Source organism: bacterium, assembly GCA_030685015.1.
GTDB lineage: Bacteria > CAIWAD01 > CAIWAD01 > CAIWAD01 > CAIWAD01 > CAIWAD01.
On record JAUXWS010000028.1, the window covers coordinates 20,162 to 43,677 of the forward strand.

At 67.5% G+C, this 23,516-nt stretch carries 16 protein-coding genes; 14 read left to right on the forward strand and 2 right to left on the reverse strand.

Going from position 1 to position 23,516, the window contains the following annotated elements; translation table 11 throughout:
- Window positions 1-153 precede the first annotated feature (153 nt).
- From Q8O14_03155 to Q8O14_03170, 4 genes are read left to right on the forward strand one after another with little or no spacing between them, the layout of a single operon-like run.
- A complete protein-coding gene (locus Q8O14_03155) occupies window positions 154-3,243 on the forward strand; it encodes a site-specific DNA-methyltransferase (protein ID MDP2359739.1) in 3,090 nt (1,029 codons plus the stop codon).
- The gene (locus Q8O14_03160; GenBank protein ID MDP2359740.1) at window positions 3,240-4,472 is read left to right on the forward strand and encodes an AAA family ATPase; all 1,233 of its coding nucleotides are present in this window, start codon (window positions 3,240-3,242) and stop codon (window positions 4,470-4,472) included. The genes Q8O14_03155 and Q8O14_03160 overlap by 4 nt, the downstream gene beginning before the upstream one ends.
- Window positions 4,469-5,080, forward strand: coding sequence for a DUF4276 family protein (locus Q8O14_03165; protein ID MDP2359741.1), 612 nt, complete (start codon window positions 4,469-4,471; stop codon window positions 5,078-5,080). The genes Q8O14_03160 and Q8O14_03165 overlap by 4 nt, the downstream gene beginning before the upstream one ends.
- Window positions 5,067-8,141 (forward strand): DEAD/DEAH box helicase family protein, encoded by a 3,075-nt coding sequence (locus Q8O14_03170; GenBank protein MDP2359742.1) that lies wholly within the window; start codon window positions 5,067-5,069, stop codon window positions 8,139-8,141. The genes Q8O14_03165 and Q8O14_03170 overlap by 14 nt, the downstream gene beginning before the upstream one ends.
- A 14-nt stretch (window positions 8,142-8,155) precedes the next feature.
- On the opposite strand, the gene Q8O14_03175 is transcribed toward Q8O14_03170, so the two are convergent.
- The gene (locus Q8O14_03175) at window positions 8,156-9,871 is read right to left on the reverse strand and encodes a Mur ligase family protein (protein MDP2359743.1); all 1,716 of its coding nucleotides are present in this window, start codon (window positions 9,869-9,871) and stop codon (window positions 8,156-8,158) included.
- 53 nt (window positions 9,872-9,924) lie between these two features.
- Between Q8O14_03175 and Q8O14_03180 the strand changes: the two genes are divergently transcribed.
- The 7 genes from Q8O14_03180 (at window position 9,925) to Q8O14_03210 (ending at window position 17,922) form a co-directional block, all read left to right on the forward strand.
- Window positions 9,925-10,305, forward strand: a complete 381-nt coding sequence (locus Q8O14_03180) for a response regulator (protein ID MDP2359744.1) — start codon at window positions 9,925-9,927, stop codon at window positions 10,303-10,305.
- Window positions 10,306-10,311: 6 nt separating this feature from the next.
- The gene (locus Q8O14_03185; GenBank protein MDP2359745.1) at window positions 10,312-11,277 is read left to right on the forward strand and encodes a polyprenyl synthetase family protein; all 966 of its coding nucleotides are present in this window, start codon (window positions 10,312-10,314) and stop codon (window positions 11,275-11,277) included.
- A 10-nt stretch (window positions 11,278-11,287) separates the two neighbouring features.
- On the forward strand, window positions 11,288-12,001 hold the full coding sequence (locus tag Q8O14_03190) for a PTS sugar transporter subunit IIC (protein MDP2359746.1): 714 nt from the start codon (window positions 11,288-11,290) through the stop codon (window positions 11,999-12,001).
- A complete protein-coding gene (locus tag Q8O14_03195) occupies window positions 11,998-12,738 on the forward strand; it encodes a PTS system mannose/fructose/sorbose family transporter subunit IID (protein ID MDP2359747.1) in 741 nt (246 codons plus the stop codon). The genes Q8O14_03190 and Q8O14_03195 overlap by 4 nt, the downstream gene beginning before the upstream one ends.
- Window positions 12,739-12,771: 33 nt before the next feature.
- On the forward strand, window positions 12,772-13,038 hold the full coding sequence (locus tag Q8O14_03200; GenBank protein MDP2359748.1) for an HPr family phosphocarrier protein: 267 nt from the start codon (window positions 12,772-12,774) through the stop codon (window positions 13,036-13,038).
- A gap of 148 nt (window positions 13,039-13,186) precedes the next feature.
- On the forward strand, window positions 13,187-14,968 hold the full coding sequence (gene ptsP / locus Q8O14_03205) for a phosphoenolpyruvate--protein phosphotransferase (GenBank protein ID MDP2359749.1): 1,782 nt from the start codon (window positions 13,187-13,189) through the stop codon (window positions 14,966-14,968).
- A gap of 2 nt (window positions 14,969-14,970) precedes the next feature.
- Window positions 14,971-17,922 carry a CapA family protein gene (locus Q8O14_03210; GenBank protein MDP2359750.1) on the forward strand — a complete coding sequence of 984 codons (2,952 nt, stop codon included), beginning with the start codon at window positions 14,971-14,973 and terminating at the stop codon, window positions 17,920-17,922.
- Between the two features lie 114 nt (window positions 17,923-18,036).
- Here the strand turns inward: Q8O14_03210 and Q8O14_03215 are convergent, their stop codons facing one another.
- Window positions 18,037-18,513, reverse strand: a complete 477-nt coding sequence (locus Q8O14_03215; protein MDP2359751.1) for a DinB family protein — start codon at window positions 18,511-18,513, stop codon at window positions 18,037-18,039.
- A gap of 146 nt (window positions 18,514-18,659) precedes the next feature.
- Between Q8O14_03215 and Q8O14_03220 the strand changes: the two genes are divergently transcribed.
- From Q8O14_03220 to Q8O14_03230, 3 genes are all read left to right on the forward strand, one after another.
- Window positions 18,660-19,685, forward strand: a complete 1,026-nt coding sequence (locus Q8O14_03220; protein ID MDP2359752.1) for a cold shock domain-containing protein — start codon at window positions 18,660-18,662, stop codon at window positions 19,683-19,685.
- 763 nt (window positions 19,686-20,448) lie between these two features.
- A complete protein-coding gene (locus Q8O14_03225; GenBank protein ID MDP2359753.1) occupies window positions 20,449-21,297 on the forward strand; it encodes a hypothetical protein in 849 nt (282 codons plus the stop codon).
- A gap of 11 nt (window positions 21,298-21,308) precedes the next feature.
- Window positions 21,309-23,504, forward strand: coding sequence for a TonB-dependent receptor (locus Q8O14_03230; GenBank protein MDP2359754.1), 2,196 nt, complete (start codon window positions 21,309-21,311; stop codon window positions 23,502-23,504).
- Window positions 23,505-23,516: the final 12 nt, after the last annotated feature.

Consider the following 23,516-nt stretch of genomic DNA (forward strand, 5'->3'; position numbering starts at 1 on the left):
CCCTCCTGCTGGCGGCTGCTGTGGGCGGCGTGGCGGGATCCCGCTTCGCTGGCGATGGCGAATTGCACGTCCTTCAGTCCGCCAGGACCTTCGCCCAATCGCTGTCCATTTCTACCTTCAAGGCGCCACTCACACTAGGCGCGAGAACCACCCATGCCCCGCAAGAAAGCCTCTCCAGGGAGCGAAGCGAAGGGGCGCGTCGACGCCCTGCGGCACACGGCCACCCGGGCCAACAATCCGCCGGCCGGGCTGGAAGGGGCGGGCTCCATCGCGCCGCTGCCGCCGCTGCGCCATGAGTACAATCCGCACTTGTCACCCGCACTGCGCACCAGCGATGATCCGCTGAAGACCGACCGCCTGCCCGAGCTGCTGGAGACTGCCTGCCAGCGCGCCCTGACGGAAGAGGAGGCGCGGCTGCTGGCGGAGGCCCTGCGCCGTCACGAGCCCTGGCTGGAGTGGAGCGGCAAGCGCGAGGCGCCCTGGTTCGTGACCGACCCCGTGGCCCTGCACATCCACGAACGGGTCTCCACCCAGGCCATCCTCAAGGTGCTGGCGCGGGAGGACGTGCAGCGCGACCTCTTCGCCGACCCGCAGCAGAGCTACGCCCAGGCCGTGCAGTTCTACCAGCACGAGGTGGACTGGGCCAACCGCCTGATCCTGGGGGACAGCCTGCAGGTGATGGCCAGCTTGGCCAGGCGGGAGAACCTGGCCGGCAAGGTGCAGATGATCTACCTGGACCCGCCCTACGGCATCTCCTTCAAGAGCAACTTCCAGCCCAGCCTGGGCCAGCGCGACGTGAAGGACCGCGTGCAGGACCTGACCCGCGAGCCGGAGATGGTCAAGGCCTACCGCGACACCTGGACCCTGGGCATCCACAGCTACCTGGCCTACCTGCGCGACCGCCTGATCCTGGCGCGGGAGCTGCTGGCGGAGACGGGCAGCATCTTTGTCCAAATCAGCGACGAGAACCTGCACCGGGTGCGGCTGGTGATGGATGAGGTGTTCCGCACTGAGAACTATGTCGCCTCGATCCAATTCCAGAAAACCACATCGGCGACCAACACCTACATACCGATCGTCTCGGACACGTTGCTGTGGTACGCGAAGGATGCGACGAAGACCAAGTACCGCCCTGTATACAACGAGAAGCAGCCAAGTGGTGAAGGTGCGGATCACTACCGCAACGTGTTCCTGCCTTCCGGAGAAAGACGACAGTACGAGAACGGAGAGCGACTGCCCAAGGGCGCAGATCTCTTCACAGCAGACAATCTTACTTCAGCCAGCATTGGTCGTGATAAAGGAGAAGGGGCGGCGTGTTGGTTTCCTGTCTCGGTTGACGGAAAGGAGTTCACGCCGAATGAGAAGAACCGCTGGAAGACCAACGAGGAGGGCATGCGCCGTCTGATCGGAGCGGAGCGTGTCATGGCTCAGGAAAACACGCATCGCTACTTGAGGCGACTCTCAGATTTCTCGGCCTATGCTCAACATTCGCTTTGGACGGATGTGGGTGGCGCGCCAGATCGAGTCTACATCGTGCAGACCAACAATCGAGTCATCGAGCGTTGCCTGCTCATGACCACCGACCCTGGTGATCTGGTGTTGGATCCCACCTGCGGCAGCGGCACCACGGCCTTCGTGGCGGAGCAGTGGGGGCGGCGCTGGATCACCTGCGACACCAGCCGCGTGGCCCTGGCCCTGGCCCGCCAGCGCCTGCTCACCGCCAAGTACGCCATGTACAAGCTACGCCCCCTCAGCGCGGAGGACCTGGAGCGCAACCCCAAGGGTGCCTGGCTTCCGGCTCCTTCCCCCTCCCAGGGGGAAGGCCGGGATGGGGGTTCACCACCGACTTCACGCTTCACCTTCCAGTGCAAGACCGTCTCCCACATCACCCTGAAGAGCATCGCCCGCAACAGCTCCCTGGACCCCATCTTCGCCCGCCACGAGCCCATCCTGGCGGCGCATCTTGCGGAGTTGAACGCCGCCTTGGCGAAGGTGACGCCCGAGCTGCGCCGCACCCTGGCCACCAAGCTGCTGGAGAAGCAGAAGAAGGAGGGCAAGCGCGCCATCAGCGAGGCTGACCGCCGCCGCTGGCAACTACCGGACAGCGCCTGGCGGGAGTGGGAGGTCCCCTATGACACCGACCCGGACTGGCCCGCGCCGCTGGCCCGGGCGCTGGCCGCCTACCGCGCCGCCTGGCGCGCCAAGATGGACGAGGTGAACCGCTGCATCGAGGCCAATGCCCCGCTGGAGGAACTGGTGGACAAGCCGGATCCCGTCGGCGGCGTGGTGCGGGTGGCCGGCCCCTTCACGGTGGAGGGCGTCATCGCCCGCGAGGAAGGACCGGACAGCCCCATCGGCGGCGCGCCGGACGGGGAGCTGGAGACTTTCGCCGGCGCAGCCGGCCTGGGCGCGGCCGTCAACGCGGAGGCCCACCTGCACAAGATGCTGCGCCTGCTCAAGGCCAGCGGCGTGGACTTCCCCGGCAACCACAACCAGCGCTTCCTGGGCCTGGAGCCGCTCAGCGAGGCCGGCCTGCTGCACGCCGAGGGCGAGTGGAGCACGGACGGCGGCACCCGTCGAGTGGCTGTCAGCATCGGCCCCGCGATGGGCAACCTCAGCGCCTGGCAGGTGGAGGAGGTGGTGCGCCAGGCCAGCCGGCGCGGCCACGACGAGCTGGTCTTCGCCGCCTTCGGCTTCGATGCCGCCGCCCAGGACGCCATCGAGCAGGCCCAGCATCCCCACCTGCGTCTGCACATGGCGCTCATCCGACCCGACGTGGCCATGGACGACCTGCTTAAGACCCAACCCGGCAGCCAGATCTTCACCGTCTTCAGCGCGCCGCGGGTGAAGGCGCCCGAACGACAGGGCGACGGTCAGTTCGTGCTTGAGGTGGAAGGCATGGATGTCTACGACCCGGTGGGGAACACGCTCCATCCCACCAGCCGGGAGCGCATCGCCGCCTGGTTCCTGGACGGCGACTACGACGGCCGCACCTTCTGCATCAGCCAGGCCTTTTTTCCCGACCACACCAAGTGGGACCGGCTGGCCAAAGCCCTGGGCGACGTGGGCGCCGTGGAGCAAAGCGCCTTTGCGGCCTTGCGCGGCTTCCGAAGCCTGCCCGTACCGCGCCCGGCGCGCCACAAGCCCGGCGAACGTTGGCGCGTGGCGGTGAAGGTCATCGATCCGCGCGGCAACGAGGGCCTGCGCGTGGTGGAGATGCCGGACGAAGGAGCGCGGCCATGATCTCGGACTATCTGCCCATCCGCCGCCTCTCCCTGCTGCGCTTCCGCAGCCTGGAGCAGGCGGAGATCGACTTCCACAATCCGCTTTTTCTCGTTGGCAAGAACGGCGCGGGCAAGAGCAACATCCTCAAGGCCCTGCGTTTTATCAGCGACTGCATGTCGCAGCCCCTGGAAAGCGTCATCGAGAACCAGGGCGGCTTGAATGTGGTGTGCTTCCGCTCGAACACAAGCCTTCGACCTGCCTCCACGGGGTTGCGTCTGGATTTCCAGATCGGCCAGGATCCGTTGACCAGGGGCTGGTATGCGTTCGAGTTGCGGGCCTTGAAGGGACGTGATTTCGAAGTGACGCGGGAGAGCTGTCGCCTTGTCCATCCTTCGGCCTCCGTCCACTTTGACCGCGGAAAGGCCCGGTTCAGCACCAACCTGCCGGGCATCGCCCCGACCGTGGAGCCGCGCGACCTGCTGATGCCGTTGCTTTCCGGCACGCCGCAGTTGGCTCCCGTGGCGGCCCTGCTCAAAGGCCTCCGTGTCTATTCCATTCTTCCGGCGGAGATCCAGAAGTCACAACAGGTGGACTCCGGACAGGTTCTGAGGCCGGATGGCGGAAACGTGGCGACGATGCTGGGCCATCTTTCCTCGAAGGAGGGCGGTAAAGGACGCCTGCTCGATCTGCTCCGCACCGTGATCCCGGAAGTGACCCGGGTGGACGCGAGACGGTGGGGCGACCGAATCAGCCTGGAGTTCCGGCAGAAGTCGACAAGCGGCGCGGACGCGGCATCGGGCGACCGCTCCGTGACACATCCGGCTTCGGCCATGTCCGACGGCACCCTGCGCGCCCTGGGCATCCTGGTGGCCTTCCTGCAGAAACCTCGGCCAACCCTGCTGGCGCTCGAGGAGCCGGAGACCACGCTGCATCCAAGCGCGCTGCACTCGATCCTTGATTTGGCGCGCTCCTTCACCACGGACACCCAGGTGGTGGTGACCACCCACAGTCCCGACCTGCTGGACATCAAGTGGCTGGAACCCGAAAACCTGCGCCTGGTGGTGTCCGAAGGTGGCAGGTCCGTAGTGCTGGAAGTGGGCGAGGCCGCACGAAGCGTGATGCGCGACCACATCATGGGCGCTGGTGAGCTTTTCCGGTCCTATGCGCTGCGCCCGGAAGTACGGCCGGCAGCGGTCCATGAAGGGCCGCCGCCGCCCTTCGACCTCTTCACGGAGGTCAGGCCATGATCCTGGCCTTTGTCGAAGGGGAAGGCGAGGCACTAGCCGTGCCGCTGTTACTGCGTCGCCTGGTGTGGGAGATGCAGGTTTTCGATGTCCAGATCGGCACCGCCGTGCGTCGCACGAGGGATCGATTGGCCGGCAGGGATGGCTTGCGGGCGACGATGGATCTGGCGCGCAGGATCAAGGATGTCGAGGGCGTCTTGTTGCTGCTGGATGCCGATGATGACTGCCCTGCGGTAGAAGGACCCCGCATCACCGAATGGCTGCGGGATGTGGCGCCGGATGTCAGAAGCGGCCTGGTGATGGCCAATCGTGAGTACGAAGCCTGGTTTCTGGCATCCTGGGAGACCATGACCGAAACGGGCGACCGGGCTCGCCTGATGAATGATCCGGATGTTCCACGTGATGCCAAGGGTCGGGTTGCGCGTGGCTTGGGCATCCGCTACCACGAGCCATTCGACCAGGTGAGACTTACCAACCTCATCGATTTGCGAGTGGCGGCGCAACGCTCCCGCTCCTTCCGCAAGCTGGTGATGGAGGTGGAGCGGCTGCTCCGCCGATGCGGCCGCCAGCCCATCTCTTTCCTCGGCGAGGTATCCCATGGCCAAGGCTGACGAACTGCCCCTGCCCATCCAGCCCGTCGCCCAGCCCATCCTCTGCTCGCCCTACCGGGAGCCGGACCAGCACTGGTTCTACGACACGGCCACGGGCATTCCCTCCCAGCGTCCGGGACGCCGACCGGCGAGCTATTGGTTCAAGACGGAGCGCACGGGCTCCGCCCAGATGGATCTGCTGGCCGAGGAGGAGCGGGACGATCTTCCTTTGGTGAACGCCTTGCGTGACGACGTGCGCCGTTGGAGGCAGTCGGGCTGGGAGGGCGCCTCCGAGACCACCAAGAAACTGCTGCGGCACTGGTGGCGCGAGGACCGCGGCCGTCGGCTCTTCTTCTGCCAGGTGGAGGCGGTGGAGACGGTCATCTACCTGCGGGAGATCCTCGATCAAGGGCGCAAGCCCCGTTGGAACACGCGGATCACCCAGGCCGACTACGAGAAACTGTGCCGAGGAGTGAATCCGCGCCCTGACAATTGGCGTGCCCGTGTGGCCCAGCACCCCAAATTGATCGACCGCCCCCACGAAGCCAGCGCCAAGGACCTGGTCCGCCACGCTTGCAAGATGGCCACGGGCAGCGGCAAGACCGTCGTGATGGCCATGGTGATCGCCTGGGCCTTCTGCAATCGGGGAGCGAAACCCGGTGATCCTCGCTATCCCCGTCGCGTGCTGGTGGTCTGCCCCAACCTGACCATCCGCGAGCGTCTGGCCGTGCTGTCCTGGTCGGACCCGGGCAACTACTACGAGAAGTTCGATCTGGTGCCGGCCAACCTACGCGAGGATCTCGCCAAGGGGCAGGTGCTGGTGACCAACTGGCACCTGTTCAACGAAACACCGGAGGAGCAGAAAGTCGGCGGTGTGGCGATCAAGCGCCTGGGCCAGGAGACTCCCGAGGCCTTCGCCCGCAACCGCTTGGGCGACCTGTGGGACGACGAGCCCTTGCTGGTGCTCAACGACGAAGGCCATCATGCCTACCGCCCGGCGCCTGTTCCGGATGATGCGGATCTGACTGCGGACGAGCGGGCCGACCGCGAGGAGGCCACGGTCTGGGTGGCGGGGTTGGATCGCATCCAGGCCGCCTGCGGCATCGCCTTCTGTGTGGATCTCTCCGCCACACCCTTCTACATCAAAGGCAGTGGTTATCCGGAGGGTTCACCCTTCCCCTGGATCGTCAGCGATTTCAGCCTGGTGGATGCCATCGAGAGCGGCATCACCAAGATCCCCCGCTTGCCGGCGATGGACAACACCGGTCGGCCCGATCCCAAGTACTTCCATCTGTGGGACCACATCACCCGCGACCTGAAGGCCGGCGAGCGCTTCACGGGCGGCAAACCCAAACCCGAGGTGGTCTATCGCAAGGCGGAGGACGCCTTGCTGACCTTGGCGGGCGAGTGGCGGGAGCGGCACGAGCAGATCCTGGGAGCCGCTCCCGGCCAGGATCGCACGCCACCCGTGCTGATCATCGTCTGCGACAACACCCAGATCGCACAGGAGTTCTTCCGCGTCATTTCCGGGGAGAGTCTGGTGAAGCGGAAGAATGAGGCGGATGAAGATGATCTGGAAGATGAGGAGGATCATGGTAAGGCCCGCCGGAAGAAGCGGTCAAAGCACATCAAGGCGTACAGTGCGGGACTGAAAGGCTTCGCGGAGTTCTGGAACCGTCCAGGCGTGGATGTGACGATCCGGATTGACACGGAGCTGTTGTCCCAGGCCGAGAGCGACAAGGTGGATGCCACGCGCAAAGAAGCGGCCGAAGCGCTGCGGCGTGTCGTCTCCACCGTGGGTCGCCTCGGCGAACCGGGGGAGAAGGTCCGCTGCGTGATCAGCGTGAACATGCTCAGCGAAGGTTGGGACGCCAACAATGTGACGCACATCCTGGGCTTGCGTGCCTTCCGCAGCCAGCTTCTGTGCGAGCAGGTGGTGGGGCGTGGCCTGCGGCGGATGGACTATGAGCCGGATCCTGCCACGGGTCTTCTGACACCCGAGTACGTGGACATCTTTGGCGTGCCCTTTTCCCTGATCCCCTTCAAGGGCCGCCAGCCAGGAACGGGGGCGCCCCAGGAGGACCGGCCACGGCACGAAGTATTGGCCCTACCGGAGCGGGCAACCTTTGAGATCCGCTTCCCGAATGTGGAGGGATACGTCGTCGACTTGCGGCGACACGTCATTCGCTGCGACGTGGATCGGGTCGAGACCACAACATTGGATCCCAATCGCATGGTCAAGGAGGCTTTCGTACGGCCGCAAGTGGGATATCAGGTTGGCTATCCTGGGCAGTACGGCGGCTTCGGGTTCGAAGGCCGGGATCGTCACGCCTACTATGGCTCCATGCATCCCCAGACCATCGCATTCGAGATTGCCAGGGGGATCGTGTATCAACTGACGACCTCGTCCTCCGATGGATCAAAGGCCTGCAGCCGCATTGGGCGTGCTGCCCTCTTTCCACAAGTGCTGAACATTGTCGAACAGTATCTGGCCCGCCGGGTTCGATACAACGGCATGCATCCTTGCGAAGTCGGCCTGGAAGAGTATGTCTTGGGGATCACCTCCTTGCTGGTGGCTGCCATCGAACCTGATGAATCCGCTGGCGAGACACCTCTTCTTCCCCGTTTGAACCGGTACCGGCCATTGGGCAGCACCGCGCAGGTCCATTTCAAGACCGTCAAGCCCGTGGTGGCAACGGTCGCCAGCCACATCAATTTCGTCGCCTGTGACACCAGGACCTGGGAGCAGGCGGCAACGGCCCAGTTGGAGGCCTTGGCAATTGGCGGGTGGATCCAGTGCTATGCGCGGAATGACCACTTGGAGTTCCAGATCCCCTACGACTGGTATGGACATCCACGCAGTTACGAACCGGATTTTCTGGTTCGACTGCCTGATGGCAGGATGTTCATCTTAGAGATCAAGGGCCTGCCACATGAAGAGACGGAGGCGAAGCACCAAGCAGCCCAAAGATGGGTGTCAGCAGTCAACCACTTCGGCCAGTTGGGGATGTGGCAGTTCCATGTCTGCTGGGATCCACAACAGCTTCGGGCGGAACTTCAGCAGCTGATCTCATCCTGGTAGGGCCGGTCGCCAGATCAGGCCGCAGGCATGCCTTTCCAATCCTCCAGCAGCCGCTGCCGCAGCCCGCCGAAGGATCCGTTGCTGAAAATGACCCATAAATGGCGCTCCGGCGGGAGGGCGGCCAGGCGCTCCCAGCCGCTCTCGGGGCATTGACCCGAAAGCAGGGTTCGCAGCATGTCGGCGATGCGGGCCGGGTCGTCCTCCTGGAGGAAGGCAACGCCCCGCTCACCCAGGTTTCGCCGCGTGGCGGCGAAATCGAAAAGTTCGGTCCGCTCATACTTCCAGGGTCGATGCAGGCCGCCCATCACCACGGCGTCGGCTCCCGAAAGGCTATCCATCCAGGCCTCCTGCATCACATTGCGCACGCTGGTGTTGGAGCGGGGCTCGACCAGCGCCGTGATCATCCGGTCCGGGTGCTTGTGCCGCAAGGCGGCGAGCGCCTCCCGCACCGCCGTGGGATGGTGCCCGAAATCGTCATAGAGCAACAAGCCATCCTTGCAGGTGTAGCCGTCCATCCGTCGGGCCGGGCCTTTGAAGTCCTGCAGCAGCTCCAGCGCCCGCCGCCGGTCGCCGCCGCAGCTGTCCACCACGGCCAGGGCCGCCAGAATGTTGCGGCCATTGTAGGCGCCGCCCAGTGGGGATCTGACCGACACCTCCATCATGCGATCGGGCTGTCGCAGGCTCGCCCGGCCAAGCGCCGCCGCCTGTCCCCGGGACAGACGCGCCGCGTCACTCCCCGGAAACAGTGTTGCGCAGCGAGTGGCCAAGTTGTCCATCGGCTCGCTTGTGGCCGCATTTGACTTGGCCAGATCTCGCACCCAGGCGGGATCTTCGGGCAGGGCGAAGCGGAAGAGACTGCCGGTGGGCAGCGCTTCCTCGCCGAGAAGGCGGTAGGCGCTGTCCGCTGACGCGCCGAAACCCACCAAAGGGGCCAGACCGCGGGCCGCCGCCGCGACGGCCTCGTCGCTCTCCGCGTTCAGCAAGACCAGCCCGTTCTCCGGCACTTGGTTGACCAGGCGGCGGAAGGCGGTGCGGATGGCTTCCAGGTCGCTGAAGATGTCGGCGTGGTCGAATTCCACATGATTGATCACCAGCACGCGCGGCCAATAGTGGAAAAACTTGCTGCGCTTGTCGTAGAAGACGCTGTCGTACTCGTCGCCCTCGCTGACAAAGGGTGCTCCTTCCGCCCCGATGGGGCGCAGGCTCTCCCCCAGCCCCCCCGGCCGTCCCCCGATGAACCAGCCGGGCTGCAGCCCCAGCTGCTCCAGCAGCCAGGCCGCCAGGTTGGCCGTGGTCGTCTTGCCGTGGGTGCCGCTGATCACGACGGATCTGGCGCCGGGCAGGAACTCGTGGCGAAGCACCTCCGGCAGCGAGGTGAGGGGACAGCCCAGGGCCAGGGCCTCCTCCAACTCCGGATTGCCCCGCGGTATGGCGTTGCCCACCACCACGCGCAGCTCCGGATGCCGCTCCCGCCAAGCCCGGACGCGACCCCGGGCATAGCCCTCCTCCCACGTCACGCCCGCCTCGCGCAGCATGTCGGACATGGGCGGATAGATTCCCTGGTCCGAGCCGCCCACGGTCTGGCCCATCCGCCGGAGGCAGATGGCCAGCGCCCCCATCGCCACGCCGCCCACGCCGATGATCCAGGTCGCGCCCCCGCTGTTCCGGGCCCTTGGCCCGTTCTGCCGGGCCTTCGGCCCGGCCTTGCGGGCGCCATCCTGTTGTTGCATAATCGCGTCCTCTTCAGCTTATTCAGCACGGCATGTGGCCAGTGGAGGTGATCGTGAGCGACAGCCGGAATATCCTGATCGTCGATGACAACGCGGACCAGTGCGACATCCTGGCCAACCTGGTGGCGGAGATCGGCCACAAGGCCTATACGGCGACCGATGGTCAGATGGCCCTCCAGGTGTTTCAGGAGCGATCCATCGACTTGGTGATCACCGACATCAAGATGCCCCGGATGGACGGCATGACCCTGCTGGAGCGCATCCGCCAGCTGGATCCGGCCGTCCGCGTCATCGTCATCACCGGTTTCCCCTCGTCCGAGACCATCCTGCGCACCATCGAGAACGACGGCTACACCTACCTGGTCAAGCCCGTCAAGCTCAAGTCCATGGCCACGCTCATCGAGAAGGCGTTCAGCGACCCCATCGAAGGCTGAGCCCGTGTGAGCGCGCCTTTCCAAGACCTGCGCGAAGCCATCGACCGGCACATCGAGGCGGTGGTCGATTCCTGTCCCTACCCGGCCTCCCTCTACGATCCCATCCGCTATGTCATGCGGGTCGGCGGCAAACGCGTGCGGCCCCTGCTCGTGCTGCTCTCGGCGCGCAGCCTGGGCGCGGCCGAAGGGTCCATCCTGGACCTGGCCGCGGCGGTGGAGCTGCTCCACACCTTCACCCTGGTGCATGACGACATCATGGACCGGGACGACATGCGGCGCGGGCACCCCACCATCCATGCCCGCTGGGACGAAGGGACGGCCATCCTCGCCGGCGACGCCCTCATCGGCCTCGCCTACCGCTGCCTCAGCCGCCAGGATGGCCAGCGCATGGGCGAGATGATCCGCACCTTCACCGACGCCGTGGTGGAGGTCTGCGAGGGACAGGCCCTGGACAAGGAGTTCGAGGGTCGCCTGGACGTGACGCTGGGCGACTACGAGGACATGATCGCCCGCAAGACGGGCCGCCTCATCAGCATGTCCGCCCGCATCGGGGCGCTGGCCGGTGATGGCGACGAGGGGCAGGTGGCGGCGCTCGAACACTTCGGCGCCTGCCTGGGCAAGGCCTTCCAGATCCAGGACGACCTGCTCGACTACTTCTCGTCGACGGAGGAGCTGGGCAAAGCCGTGGGCTCGGATCTGGCCATGCGCAAGGTGACCTATTCCACCCTCAAGGGCCGCGAACTGCTGACCGGGCCGGCCGCCCGGCGCCTGGAGGAAGTGCTGCAAGGCGGCGCCGCGGGGGTGGGCGAGATCCGCCCCCTGCTGCTGGCCGGCGGCGTGCCGGAGGCGGGACGCCGGGATGTGGAGCAGCTGGCCGCCCAGGCCCGCGCGGCCCTGGCCGAAGTCCTCCCCCCCGAGCACCGGATCGAGCTGGAGCGCTACGCCCAATGGATCCTGCACCGGACCCATTGAGGGGAGCCTCATGACCCTCTCCCTCGCCCTCCTCATCTGCATCCTGCTCTATTTGGATTCCTGGCCTGTGGGGCAATTCCTGCTCGGCCGGCCTGTCCTGCTGCTGCCCCTCCTCGGGCTGGCCTGCGGCTTCCCCCTTGCCGGCCTCTGGCTCGGTCTCGTGCTGGAGCTGCTGGCCGTGCGCAGCCTGCCCATGGGCAGCTCCCTGCCGCCCGAACCGGGGCTGGCCGGAGCCTGGAGCCTCTTGTCCCTGGGTCTGGGACCGCAGCCCTTCCTCGCCCGCCTGCCGGCGGAGGAGGGGATGCTCCTCGCCCTCCTCCTCGCCCTCCCCCTGTGCTGGATCGCACCCTGGTTGACGGAGGCGCAGCGCCGCCTCAACGGGAGACTCTGGCGTCCGCTTTTCCAAGGGGCGGTGCTCGCCGGGAATGCTCCCCGCTGCGGCCGCTTGATGGGGGCGGTGATGGGACAGACCGTACTGCTCGCCGGACTTGCCTCGACCCTGATGCTGCTGGCGCTTCCCGTCCTTGGCGCCTGGCTGGAGCCGCTGGCGGGCCGCCTCGCCGCCGGTCGCCTGGCCGGCCTCCTGCCCTTGCCCTGGGCCCTCCTGGCCGTGGCCCTGGGAGGTCTCTGGCGCCATGTCGGCGGACGCCGGGGCAGCCGATTTCTTTGGTCGGGCGCTGCCATCGGTCTGGCCTTGGCCTGGCTGGGCGGGATCCTGCCATGAACGCCCCCGGCCCCTTCCCGATCCTGCGCATCTTCCTGCGCAGCATGCTCATCCAGGGCGCCTGGAACTACCGCGGCATGCAGCACCTGGGCTTCCTTTGGGCCCAGTTGCCCGCCCTGCCCCGGGCGGAGGCCGCCCGGCGCCAGGCCTTGGGGCGCGCCTTCGAGTTCTACAATGCCCATCCTTACCTTTGCGGCTACTTGCTGGGCGCCGCCGCCCGCCTGGAGGAAGAGGGACAGGGCGAGGCCCTGGCCCGGCTCAAGCGGGCGGCCATTCCGCCCCTGGGGGCCGTGGGTGACCGCTTGTTCTGGGCGGGGTTGAAGCCGTTGAGCGGTGTGCTGGCCGTGCTGGCCCTGCTGCCGGCCGCCCGCCATCCGGGTGGAAGCCTCCTGCTCGCGCTGGGGGTGGGAGCCGCGCTGCTGGCCACCGCGGCCTACAACTGGGCCCACCTCGCCTGGCGCTGGCGCGCCCTGCGGGAGGGCCACCGCCTGGGACTGGGCGTGTCGGCCGCCATTCGCGCCCTGGCCTCCCACCCGCTGGTGGCGGGCAGCTCCACCGCCCTGGCCCTGGCGGCCGGTCTGGCCCTGCCCATGGCCTTGCCCTGGGCCGCCGGCGCCGGCGACCAGGCGGGCACCGGCCTCTTTTTCGTGGTTGCCCTGGCCAGCTGGCAGCTGCCGGCCAGGTCCTGGACGCTTCCCCTGCTTCTGGTGGCACTCCTGGCCGCCTGGACCCTGTGACATGTTGCCTGAAGGGATGGGAATGGGGAGGACATGCTGACCCGCGACCTGCAAGTCATCAACGAGCTGGGCATCCATGCCCGGCCGGCCCAGCACATCGTCAAAATCGCCTCGCGCTACCGGGCCGAGCTCTTCCTGGTGAAGGACGGCCACCGCATCAACGCCAAATCGATCATGGGCGTGCTCATGCTGGCCGCCGAGCAGGGCTCCACCGTGCGCCTCGAGGCCGAGGGCGAGGGGGCCGAGGATCTTCTGCGCGAGATCGAGCAGCTCTTCGCCGACCGCTTCCACGAAGATTAGTGGACTGATTGGGCCCAATCCGCAAGCGGATTGGGCTTGGCCGAAGCGAAGCTTCGGCAGGAAGCATGGCCTAAGCCATGCGACGACCGCCAAGTGGCCAAGTCCGACAGGCTGCTGGCGCCGCCGGCCCACAACAGCAGGGGACATCATGCGCGAGCACCGCATCGAGGGGATCGGCGTCAGCCCCGGCATCGTCATCGGCGAGGCCCGCCTGCACGCCCGCCGGCGCATGATGGTCCGGCCGCGGCCCCTGGCCGAGAACCAGGTCGAGGCGGAGCTGCGCTCCTTTGAGAAGGCCATCGAGAAGTCGCGGAAGAGCATCCAGAAGGTTTCCAAGCAAGTGCGCCACCGCCTGGGCGCCGACTCCGCCAACATCTTCGAGGCCCACCTGCTCATCCTCGAGGATCCCATGCTCACGGGGCGGGCCCGCGAGTTGATCACCCAGGAGCGCGTCAACGCGGACTTCGCCCTCCTCACCGCCATGAGCGAGATCCAGACCGCCTTCCGCGACGTCAAGGACGAGTTCTTCCGCCAGCGTCTGAGCGACCTTGAGGACGTGGGACGGCGCCTGATCGAGACGATCCAGAACGCCCGCGTCGGCCGCCGCGCGGAGCCGCTGGGACCGCACATCCTGGTGGCCGACGACCTCAGCCCCTCGGAAGCGGCCTGCCTGGACACCAAACGCGTGATCGGCCTCATCACGGAGAAGGGCAGCCAGACCAGCCACACGGCCATCCTCTGCCGCAGCGTGGGCGTGCCCGCCATCGTGGGGGTGAGCGGCGCCCTGGAGCAGGTGAAAGACGGCGACGTCTGCATCCTGGACGGCCATGCCGGCCATGTCCTGGTGGAGCCCGGGCAGGCCGCCATGCTGGACTATTCCGTGCGCCGCCGCACTTTCGCCACCTTCCAGCGCGACCTGGACCAGCTGCGCGGGGAGCGGGCCCGCACCCTCGACGGCCATGAGATCGAGCTGTCGGCCAACATCGAGCTGCCCACCGAGCTGGGCGGGCTGGCCGCGGTGGGCGGGGACGGGATCGGCCTGTTCCGCAGCGAGTACCTCTTCCTGGCGGCGGAGACCATGCCCGGCGAGGAGACCCAGTTCCGCGAGTACCGCAAGGCGGCCCGCGCCGTCCACCCCCAGCGCGTCATCATCCGCACCTTCGATCTGGGCGGCGACAAGCAGCCGGGCGGCATGCAGTTCCCCCGCGAGGCCAACCCCTTCCTGGGGTGGCGGGCCATCCGCGTCAGCCTGGACCGCCCGCGCATGTTCCGCACCCAGCTGCGGGCCATCCTGCGGGCCTCGGTGGAGGGGAACGTCCAACTCATGTTCCCCATGATCAGCGGCCGGGAGGAGCTGCGCCGGGCCCTGGCCGTCCTGGCGCAGGTGAAGGCGGAGCTGGACGCCGAGGGCCTGCCCTGGAACCGCGAGATGAAGACGGGAATCATGATCGAGGTGCCATCCGCCGTGCTGGTGGCGGATCAGCTGGCCTCGCTCGTCGACTTCTTTTCCATTGGAACCAACGACCTCACCCAGTATACTCTGGCGGTCGACCGCAACAACCACAACGTGGCCCACCTCTACCGCAGCATGCACCCGGCCGTCCTGCGCGGCATCCGCATGACCGTGGAAGCGGCCCGGCGGGCGGGAATCTGGGTGGGCTGCTGCGGCGAGCTGGCCGGGGATCCGGCCGCGCTCATGCTGCTGTTGGGACTGGGGCTGGACGAGTTGTCGGTCAGCCCGGTCATCCTGCCGGAGATCAAGCTGCTGGTCCGCTCCCTTCGCCTGGAGGACTGCCGGACCTTCACCGACCGCGTGATGGGCCTGGGCGACGCCGACGAGATCCAGGCCGCCTGCGACGAGGCCTTGCGCGCCCAATTTGGAGACTTGCCGCTCTGGCGGCCCGCCGCGCCCAAGGGCGACAATCGCTGATCATGCCGCACCTGCTCATCCTCCTCCTTGTCGGGTTGCTGACTGCCATCGGGCTGCACGCCCAGGAAGCCTGCCAGGCCCCCATCATCCTGCAGGCCACCACCAACCAGAACCAGGCCCTGCTTCGCTGGAAGCCGGCCTGGGACCAGACGGCCTGGCGCGTGCAAAGCGCCACGCAGGCCGACTTCACCGATTCCACGAACCTGGGCACCGCCCTGGCCCCCGCCTGGAACTGGCAGTTGCTGGCCGGCGAGCCGAGCCGCTTCTTCCGGGTGCAGGCGGTGGACGGCCCGCCCTTGCCCGTGGAGACGCCCATCGAGACCTTCGAGTGGATGCCACCCCTTCACTCCTGGCCGGGTGAGGATCTGGCCCCCGAGGACTGGGAACAGGATTTCCAGCAAGCGGCGGAAGGGCAGGCCAGCCTGCGCCTCTTCGGCAACACGGTCAAGGCGCAGTGGCTGGGCGGACCGCGGCTGGACTTCGGCGAGACCTGGAGCGTGGCGACGCGCGTCTCCGGCGTGGCCGACCGGCAGATGATCGGCTTCGCCGACAGCGTCAACGTGATGTGGTACGTGCTGTGGGGACAGCGCGGCGGCTACGGCGACACCCCCGGCCAGTCCGGGCAGATCGAGGTGAGCTGCTACCAGGGCTGGTTCCCGCAGGACCAGTGGGTGGAGGCCCTGCTGCCGCTGGGCCAGGACTGGCAGGGCAAGTTCGGCTACCTGCCGCGCCTTTGCCGCGTGCTGTGGGCCAACGAGAGCGACACGGCCGCCGGCCAGGTCTGGTTCGACAATCTGCGCCGCGTGGACCCCGCCGCCGCCGCGCCCGTGTCCGCCCCGCTGGCCGATGTGCTGGGCCAGACCGGGGACTCGCTGCAGGTGCGGTTGAGGAATGCCCAGGCGCTGGAGGGGCAAAGCCAGACCTGGAGCCTGGGGGACGGCCGCCGCCTCGCCGGCGACGACCTGACGGTCAACCTGCTGGCCGCCCGCGACCATCGCATCTCCCTGCTGGTGGAATCCGCCGATGGGCGCTGGGACGCCGCCTCGGCGGTGGTGGAGGGGGGCGGGTCGCCGCGGCGGGTGACGCTGGCCTTCGGTGGCGACGTGATGACGGCCCGCGCCTACGAGGCGGCGGGAGGCATCATTCCCACCCAGGGCGTGGACGCCATCTTCGACTCCATCCGCGCCGAGCTGCAGGCCGTGGACCTTGCCCTGGTCAATCTGGAATGCCCCTATACCACGGCCACAACCCGCCATCCCACCAAGAGCATCGCCTTCAAGAGCCAGCCCCAGAACCTGATCGGCGTGATCAACGCCGGGGTGGACCAGGTCAGCCTGGCCAACAACCATGTCTTCGACTACATGGAGGGCGGCATGCTGGAGACGATGGCCCTCCTTGACGGCCATGGCCTGCCCTGGACCGGATCCGGCCTGAACTCCATCCGCGCCCGGCGGCCTTCCTTGCTCTCCGCCGACGGACTGGGCATCGGCGTGGCCGCCTTCTGCGACCGCACGGGCAACTACAACAACGCCCAGCCCTACCTGGACGCCGGCCTCTCGCGACCCGGCTTCTCCCTGTGGAGCCGCGGCGACATGCAGGCCGTGCTGCCCGCCCTGACCGACGCCTTCGATCTCGTCGTCCTCCAGGTCCATTCCGGCAACGAGTACTCGACCCAACCCAGCGGCAGCATGACGCAGGTGCTGGAAGCCACGGGTGAGGACCGCCCGGCGCTGCCTCCCGTGGACGGGGCCGCCCTCCAGGCCGAGGAGGGCCTGCCCCACAATCCCGAGGAGCGCGGCCTCTTCGCCCGCGAACTTCTGCCCGACCAGACGGAGCGCGCCCTGCGCCGCGAGGCGGTGGATCTGGGGGCCCGCCTCGTCATCACCCACCATCCCCACATCGTGCAGGGCTTCGAGGTCTATCACGACGGATTGATCGCCCACAGCCTGGGCAACCTCGTGATGGACCTGAGCTACCAGGAGACGATGCCCAGCGTGCTGCTGGGAGTGGCGGACGACGGCCAGGCCCTGCAATCGGCCTGGGTGACGCCCGTCTTCATCGAGAACTACAAGCCGCGCGTCTGCCGCGGCGAGACGGCCACGCTCCTGCTGGACCACGTGGCCCGCATCTCGCGGCCCTTCCATACCTGGGTGCTGGAACAGCCTGGCGCGGGCAAGGCCTGGATCGCCCTCGACACCCTGGCCCTGCAGTTCACGACCGCCACCGGCGAGGAGACGCTGCCCCTGGAACTGCGCTCCGGCTGGTACACCAGTCCGCCCCTGCGCCTCTCCGGCGAGGGCGAGCTGGCCCAGCTGCGCCTGCTCAGCGCGGCCACGGGCGCCCAGATCCGTCTGGGGCGCGACCAGTGCTGGTGGGGCAACATGGAGGACGAGGGCGCCGGGCTGTGGGACATCAATTCGGCGCAGGAGGGCTTCGTCACGGACATGGCGCGGCGCGGGGCCCGCTCCCTGCGCATCACCGAGAGCGGCGGGGCCAGCAACTACGTCTACTACACGGTGCGCGCCCCGCTGGATCTGGTCGCCTCGTGGAGCCTGCTCGGCTGGCTGCGCACGCAGAACGCCTCCAGCGCCGACCTGCAGATCCGCTACTACAACACGCGCAGCTCCAACCTGTTGAGCTCGGCCACCCTGCCCACCGTCAGCGGCACGGCGGAGTGGACCCGCGTCTGGCAGGATCTCAGCCCGCCCACGGGGGCGAACTTCTACCAGTTGCGGCTGGGCCTGACGGCGTCCGCCGCGGCCTCCACCGCCTGGTTCGACGATGTCTCGCTGGTGGAGTGGGATGCCTGGCAGGGGATGGCCAGCCAGGTGAACTTGCCCCTGCGTGTGCCCAACGATCTGCAGTGGGTCCAGTTGCGGGTGCCCGCCGCCGCCGCCTCGTTGCTGTTGGAGTGGACGCGCCAGACCTGCGGCAATCCGCCGGCCGGACTGTGACCCCTTCCCCCTCCCAGGGGGAAGGCCGGGATGGGGGTTCATGCTGACCGGCGCAGTCCCCTTCCCCCTGCCAGGGGGAAGGCCGGGAAGGGGGTCCTTCCCTGCACAGAGCCGTCAGACCACGCCCTTGAGCCCCAGCAGACGGCGGATCGCCCCCAGCTGGCCCACGTGATACAGGGCGTGGACGAGCACGAACATGGCGGACTGGGCCTGGTTGGCGATGCCCAGCCGGTTCTCCCCCACGGGAGCCTGCCATTCCTCCTGGCCGCGGCCCATCCACAGGGCGCGCAGGGCGGCCAAGCCCTCCTCATGGCGCAGGAGCAGGGTGTCGGGGTCGGGCCAGTCCTCGGGCCGCTCTTCGACAGGGGCGCCGTAGTCCAGGGCCTTGTCCAGTTCCGTCCCAAAGACGATCTCCCGGCCCGTCTCCTGGTTCAGGCTGAGCGCCAGGTGGGCCAGGATCCAGTGTCCGCTGTGCAATTCCCCGCCCGGACGCGCCTTCCAGTGCGCCTCGTTGAAGTCCCGCGTGTACATCTTCAGCAGCATGTCCAGCTTGTCCAGGCCGAACAGCAGGGTGGTGGCAGGTTCACTCATGAGGCTCCTCCTGGTGATGGCCGGGACAACTTAGTACCTTCGCCCACCGTCATGGCATCGGTGTCAGGTATCGATACGACCACCCGATCACGCGACTACATGGCCCCCCGGGGCATTCGACATCACGGCATGGTAAGGAGGATCTTATGGCGCGCGTCATGCTTTTTGTGGATGGAACCTGGCTCTACCAGAACATGTCCCGGCTGCTCAACTACACCGAGGACCGCAACTACCAGGTCGATTTCCTCAAGCTGCCCCACGTCATCATCTCGGAGCTGAGGGAGCAGACCCCCGGCGTCTCCTACGAGTTCGTGCGCGGCTTCGTGTTCGGCGCCTACCCCGTCAAGGTGGACCCGCTGGACGAGACCCTGTCCCTGCGCCAGCGGGATTTCTACCTGCGCCTGCGGGAGGAGTCCTACTATCACGTGGAGACCTACCCGGTCAACTTCAAGGGAAGGCGCATCCGCCGCAGCGACCGTGATCCGGGCGATCCCTTCCATCCGCGGGAGTCCCAGGGCGCCATCAGCCTGGCCGCCTCGGCCCTGCACCACTGCTACATGGACGCCTGCGACGTCTTCATCTTCCTCATCGGGGACCGTGATTACAAGCCGGCCATCCGCGCCATCCGCCGCATGGGCCGCCGCACCGCCATCGTCAGCATCCAGAACGCCTGCACGCCGGAGTTCGCCACCCCGGAGGACCGCACCCAGGTCGCCGATTTCGACACGATCTGGATGGACGAGATGGTGGCCGCCATCCAACTGGTCCGCCAGCCCCACATGCTGGAGTGCCAGGGTCCGGACCACGCCGGCGATCGCATGACCTGGACCACCTACTATCCGCGTCCAGGCCAGCGCTTCTTCTGCGACGACTGCCGCTCCCGCTTCGAGGAACAGCGCGAAGCCCAGGCCTCCAGTTACGTGGACGAGCGGGATCGCGCCGTGGAGGCGGGGGAACTGACCTTCGGCCACGTGAAAACGCTGAAGCTGGACAAAGGCTTTGGCTTTGTCACCTCCGACGCCGGCTACGACTACTTTTTCCACTTCTCGGATCTCGGACAGGGGGTGGACTTCAGCGATGAGCTGCTCGGCCAGGCCGTGAGTTTCTACATCGTGCGCGATCCCACCGATGAGAAGGCGGGCGCAGCCACCGAGGTGCGCGTCGTCTCCTGAGCCGACTTGTGTTCTCCATCCACCCACCATGCCAGCACTGCTGGCGCAGGGCTTTTCCGCGCTGACGCGCGGTGGTTCCCACTTTCTTTTCGCCAAAAGAAAGTGGGGCAAAGAAAAGGCTCGCAGACCCTGACCGGCGGTGTGTGTGACACGCGCGGGGTCGCGCGTGTCAGGACTTCTTGGTCACCATCTCTTCGGCCTCTGCGCGCGCATACGCTCAGACGCCGCGCTGCGCGCGACGTCCCGGCGTGGCGCGCGCAACGAGGCCGAAAACAAGGCACAAGACAACGCAGCGTCGCTTCGTCCAGGACGGTTGGGTTGCTTTATGGAGAAGCCGAAGGCTGAACCAACTGCCATGGTGTCCGCATCAGGTGATAGGGCCCTCTGTCCGACGGCGGCCGTGAGGCCGCCCAGTTAGGGCCCTGAGTGCCTTGGAGAGGGCTTTCTTTGGGCACCTTTCTTTCGCCCGTGAAAGAAAGGTGCAAGAGCGCGGCGCTGGCGACGCATCAGAAGTGCCCGGGCGGTGAACCCCCATCCCGGCCTTCCCCCTGGCAGGGGGAAGGAGCCCGAAGAGCAGTGGTGAAGCCCCATTCCGGCCATTTCACTGAGAGGGTGCAAGAGCCTGTCCTGGCAGCGGGAAGGAGTCCATTCCGGCAATGGGGGAGAGGGCGTCGTCTGCGTCGCTTGACGGGAATCGACACTTGTTTGACACTCGCCGGACCCTCGCGCCCAACCTTGTCTCCGTCATGACAAGGAGGGACTGATGCGCTGGCATTTGCTCTTGGTGTTGGCGGGCGCCGGCCTGTTGGCCGGCTGTTCGGATTCGGACGACACAGGGAACGGCTCCAGCCTGGCCACCTTGCGTGGGACGGTCACGCTGCACGGCAACTGGCCGACGGAGGGCAACATCCAGGTCTCCCTCTTCTCGACCTGGCACAGCAATCTGCCCGTCAACATCGCCCCCCAGGGGCCGCCCGACTTCCACACCGCGGCGCTAGGCAGTCCCAACCCGGCCGCCACCGTGCATCAGGTCGCGTTCGAGATCCCCGACATCAATCCGGGCTCCTACCCCAGTCTGGTGGTGGGCTGGCGCAACGGCGGACAAATGGGCCTGGATGAGCCGGTGCTCGGGCTCTATGGCGGCGACTTCGCGGTGGGCGACTCCCTCCCCGAGGTGGTCGTCCTCACGGCCGGCCAGGAGCTGGAGCTGGACTTTGTCGGATACCTGGACCGCATCCCGGCTCCCGTGATCCTGCAGCCGGGCCAGATCGAAGGCGCCGTGCAATTCACCGACGCCTGGCCCACGGCCTTTAACAGCGTCTTCGTCATCCTCATGGCCAGCGCCAATCCCGGGGTGCCCTCCATGCCCCTGGCCATGGAGATGATCAGCGCCTCTGATCCGGGCTTCCTGCTCACCGTCCAGTTCGCCGGCACCCTCAACGCACATCTGGCCGTCTATGGCTATCCCTACGGCTCCGACCCTGCCTCCGCCTTCTTCGGTGGCCACGGCTGGGACTGGAGCGCCGCCACGCCGGCGCTCACGCCCATTGTGCTGGAGGAGGACCAGAGCGGCGTGGGCAACCTGATTCTCACCTGTCGCAGCGGGGAGTGAGAGCGTCGGGCATGCGACCGGCACTGCTCATCCTATTGCTGGCGGCGGGCCAGGCCGGCGCCGCGGCCCTGGTCGGCCGCGTGGTGGATGCCGAGTCCGGCGCCCCGCTGGCCGGCGCCAACCTGCGCCTGTTGGAGAGCCGCAGCGGCTGCGCCACGGATCTGGCTGGACGCTTCCGCCTGGACCTGGACGAGCGCGCCGCCGGACGCGTGCTGGTCAGCCACCTGGGTTACCGCGATCGCGAGCTGGCGGCGACAGCCCGCCCCGAATCGCTGCTGGTGCGTCTGGAGCCGTCGTGGCTGCGCGCCGGGGATCTCGTCTACAGCGCCGACGCCCGGGAGCAGACCACGCGCAACGCCACCTCCCGCGTCGAGATCCTCACCCGCGAAGAGCTGGAGCGGGCGCCTTCCCAGGAACTCTCCCGTGTCCTGGAGACCGTGCCCGGCGTCTCGGTCAAGCGCTCCGACGGCAGCACCACCAATTCACTCAGCATCCGCGGCAGCTCCAATCTGCTGGGCGGCGGCGTGGGCAATCGCGTGCTGCTCCTGGTGGACGGCAAGCCGGCCATCACGGCGGACACGGGCGGCGCCGACTGGTCCATGGTGCCGCTGGCCGTCGTCGACCGTGTGGAGGTGGCCAAGGGCTCCTACAGCTCCCTTTACGGCTCCACGGCCATGGGCGGCGTGATCAACCTGGTCACCATGCGCGAATTCCCCCGCCACCGCACCACCGTGCAGGCGGGCTACGGCCTGGGCGAGTTGCCGGCGGGGGATGCCCGGTTCCGCGATACGCCGGCCACGGAGAACCACCTCTCCATCACCCACACCAACCAGCTGGACAGGTTGGGCTACTACCTCAGCTACGCCAAGCGCGAGTCCAACGGCCACCGCCAGAACAGCGACTACCTGCACCACGCCCTCAGCACGCGCTTCCGGCTTGGCGAGCGGCAGGCGCCCCGCCACTGGGAGCTGACCCTGGGCTACGCCACGCTCAACCGTGGCTTTCCCCACAGCTGGGACAGCCGCCGCCGCCCCCTCCACATCAGCCACCACCATCCGGAGTGGCTGGATGACCGCCAGGAGAAGGCGGCGGTCAGCGCCGACCTCTCCTTCGAGCAGGCGGGGCCGCGCTCGATCCTCAAAGCGCGATCCTGGGCCACGGCGGGGGTCTCGCGCACAGCCTACCATGACGCTGGCATCACCGACACGCGCAGCGACGCCGACAAGCTGGGGCTGCGCCTCAGCTGGGACTGGCTGGGCTGGCGCCGCCAGGAGTGGATCCTGGGCGCCGACCTCATCACCGACCGGGTGGACGGGCGTCCGGCCGATGTGTTCTACGGCCGCCACCAGACCTCCACCCGCGCCGTTTTCTTCCAGGACCAGGTGCGCCTGCCGTGGTCGGCGCCCGGTTGGCTGGCGGAGCCGCTGTTCACCCTGGGCGCCCGCGCCGACCACCATCTCATCCACGGCGGCCGCGACGAGCTGCAGCTCTCGCCCAAGGCCGGGGTCAGCCTCTCCGGGGACGGGCCGCTCGCCGACTGGACGCTGCGCGCCTCCGCCGGCACGGCCTTCCGCAACCCCTCCATCGCCGACCTGTTTCTCAAGAGTGTCCCGGGGAACGACTATTCCTTCATCGCCAACCCGGAGCTAAAGGCGGAGGAGAGCCGCAGCTGGGAGGCGGGCCTGCTCTGGCGGGGACGGCGCGTCTCGCTCGATTTCACCCACTTCCGCTACCAGTACCGCGACATGATCCATTACCGCGACTCGGGCCAGCCCAGCGTGTTCGAGATCGTCAACCTCAACCGCTCGCGCATCCAGGGCATGGAGATCTCCGCCGATTACCGCTCGCGGCGCCTGGCCGGCAACCTGGGCTACACGCTCGTCGACGCGCTGAACCAGGACACGGGCGAGCCCCTTCCCTACCAGCCGCGCCACACGGTGGCGGGCAGTGCCGCCTGGATGCCCGGCAAGTGGCGCCTGTCGGCCACCGCGCGCCACGTCTCGGAGACGGAAAAGGTGCGCTTCTACGCATCGGACGCGCCGGGCGCCTACACCCTGCTGGGACTCAAGGCGGCCTACACGCTGGGGGATGTGGAGGTGGCGGGCGCCGTGGAGAACCTGGGCGGCGTGGCTTACGAGGAGATGGAGCGCTACCGCATGCCGGGCCGCACCTGGCGGATGGATCTTCTCTTCCACCTGGGCGGCTGAGCGGGCTCCCGT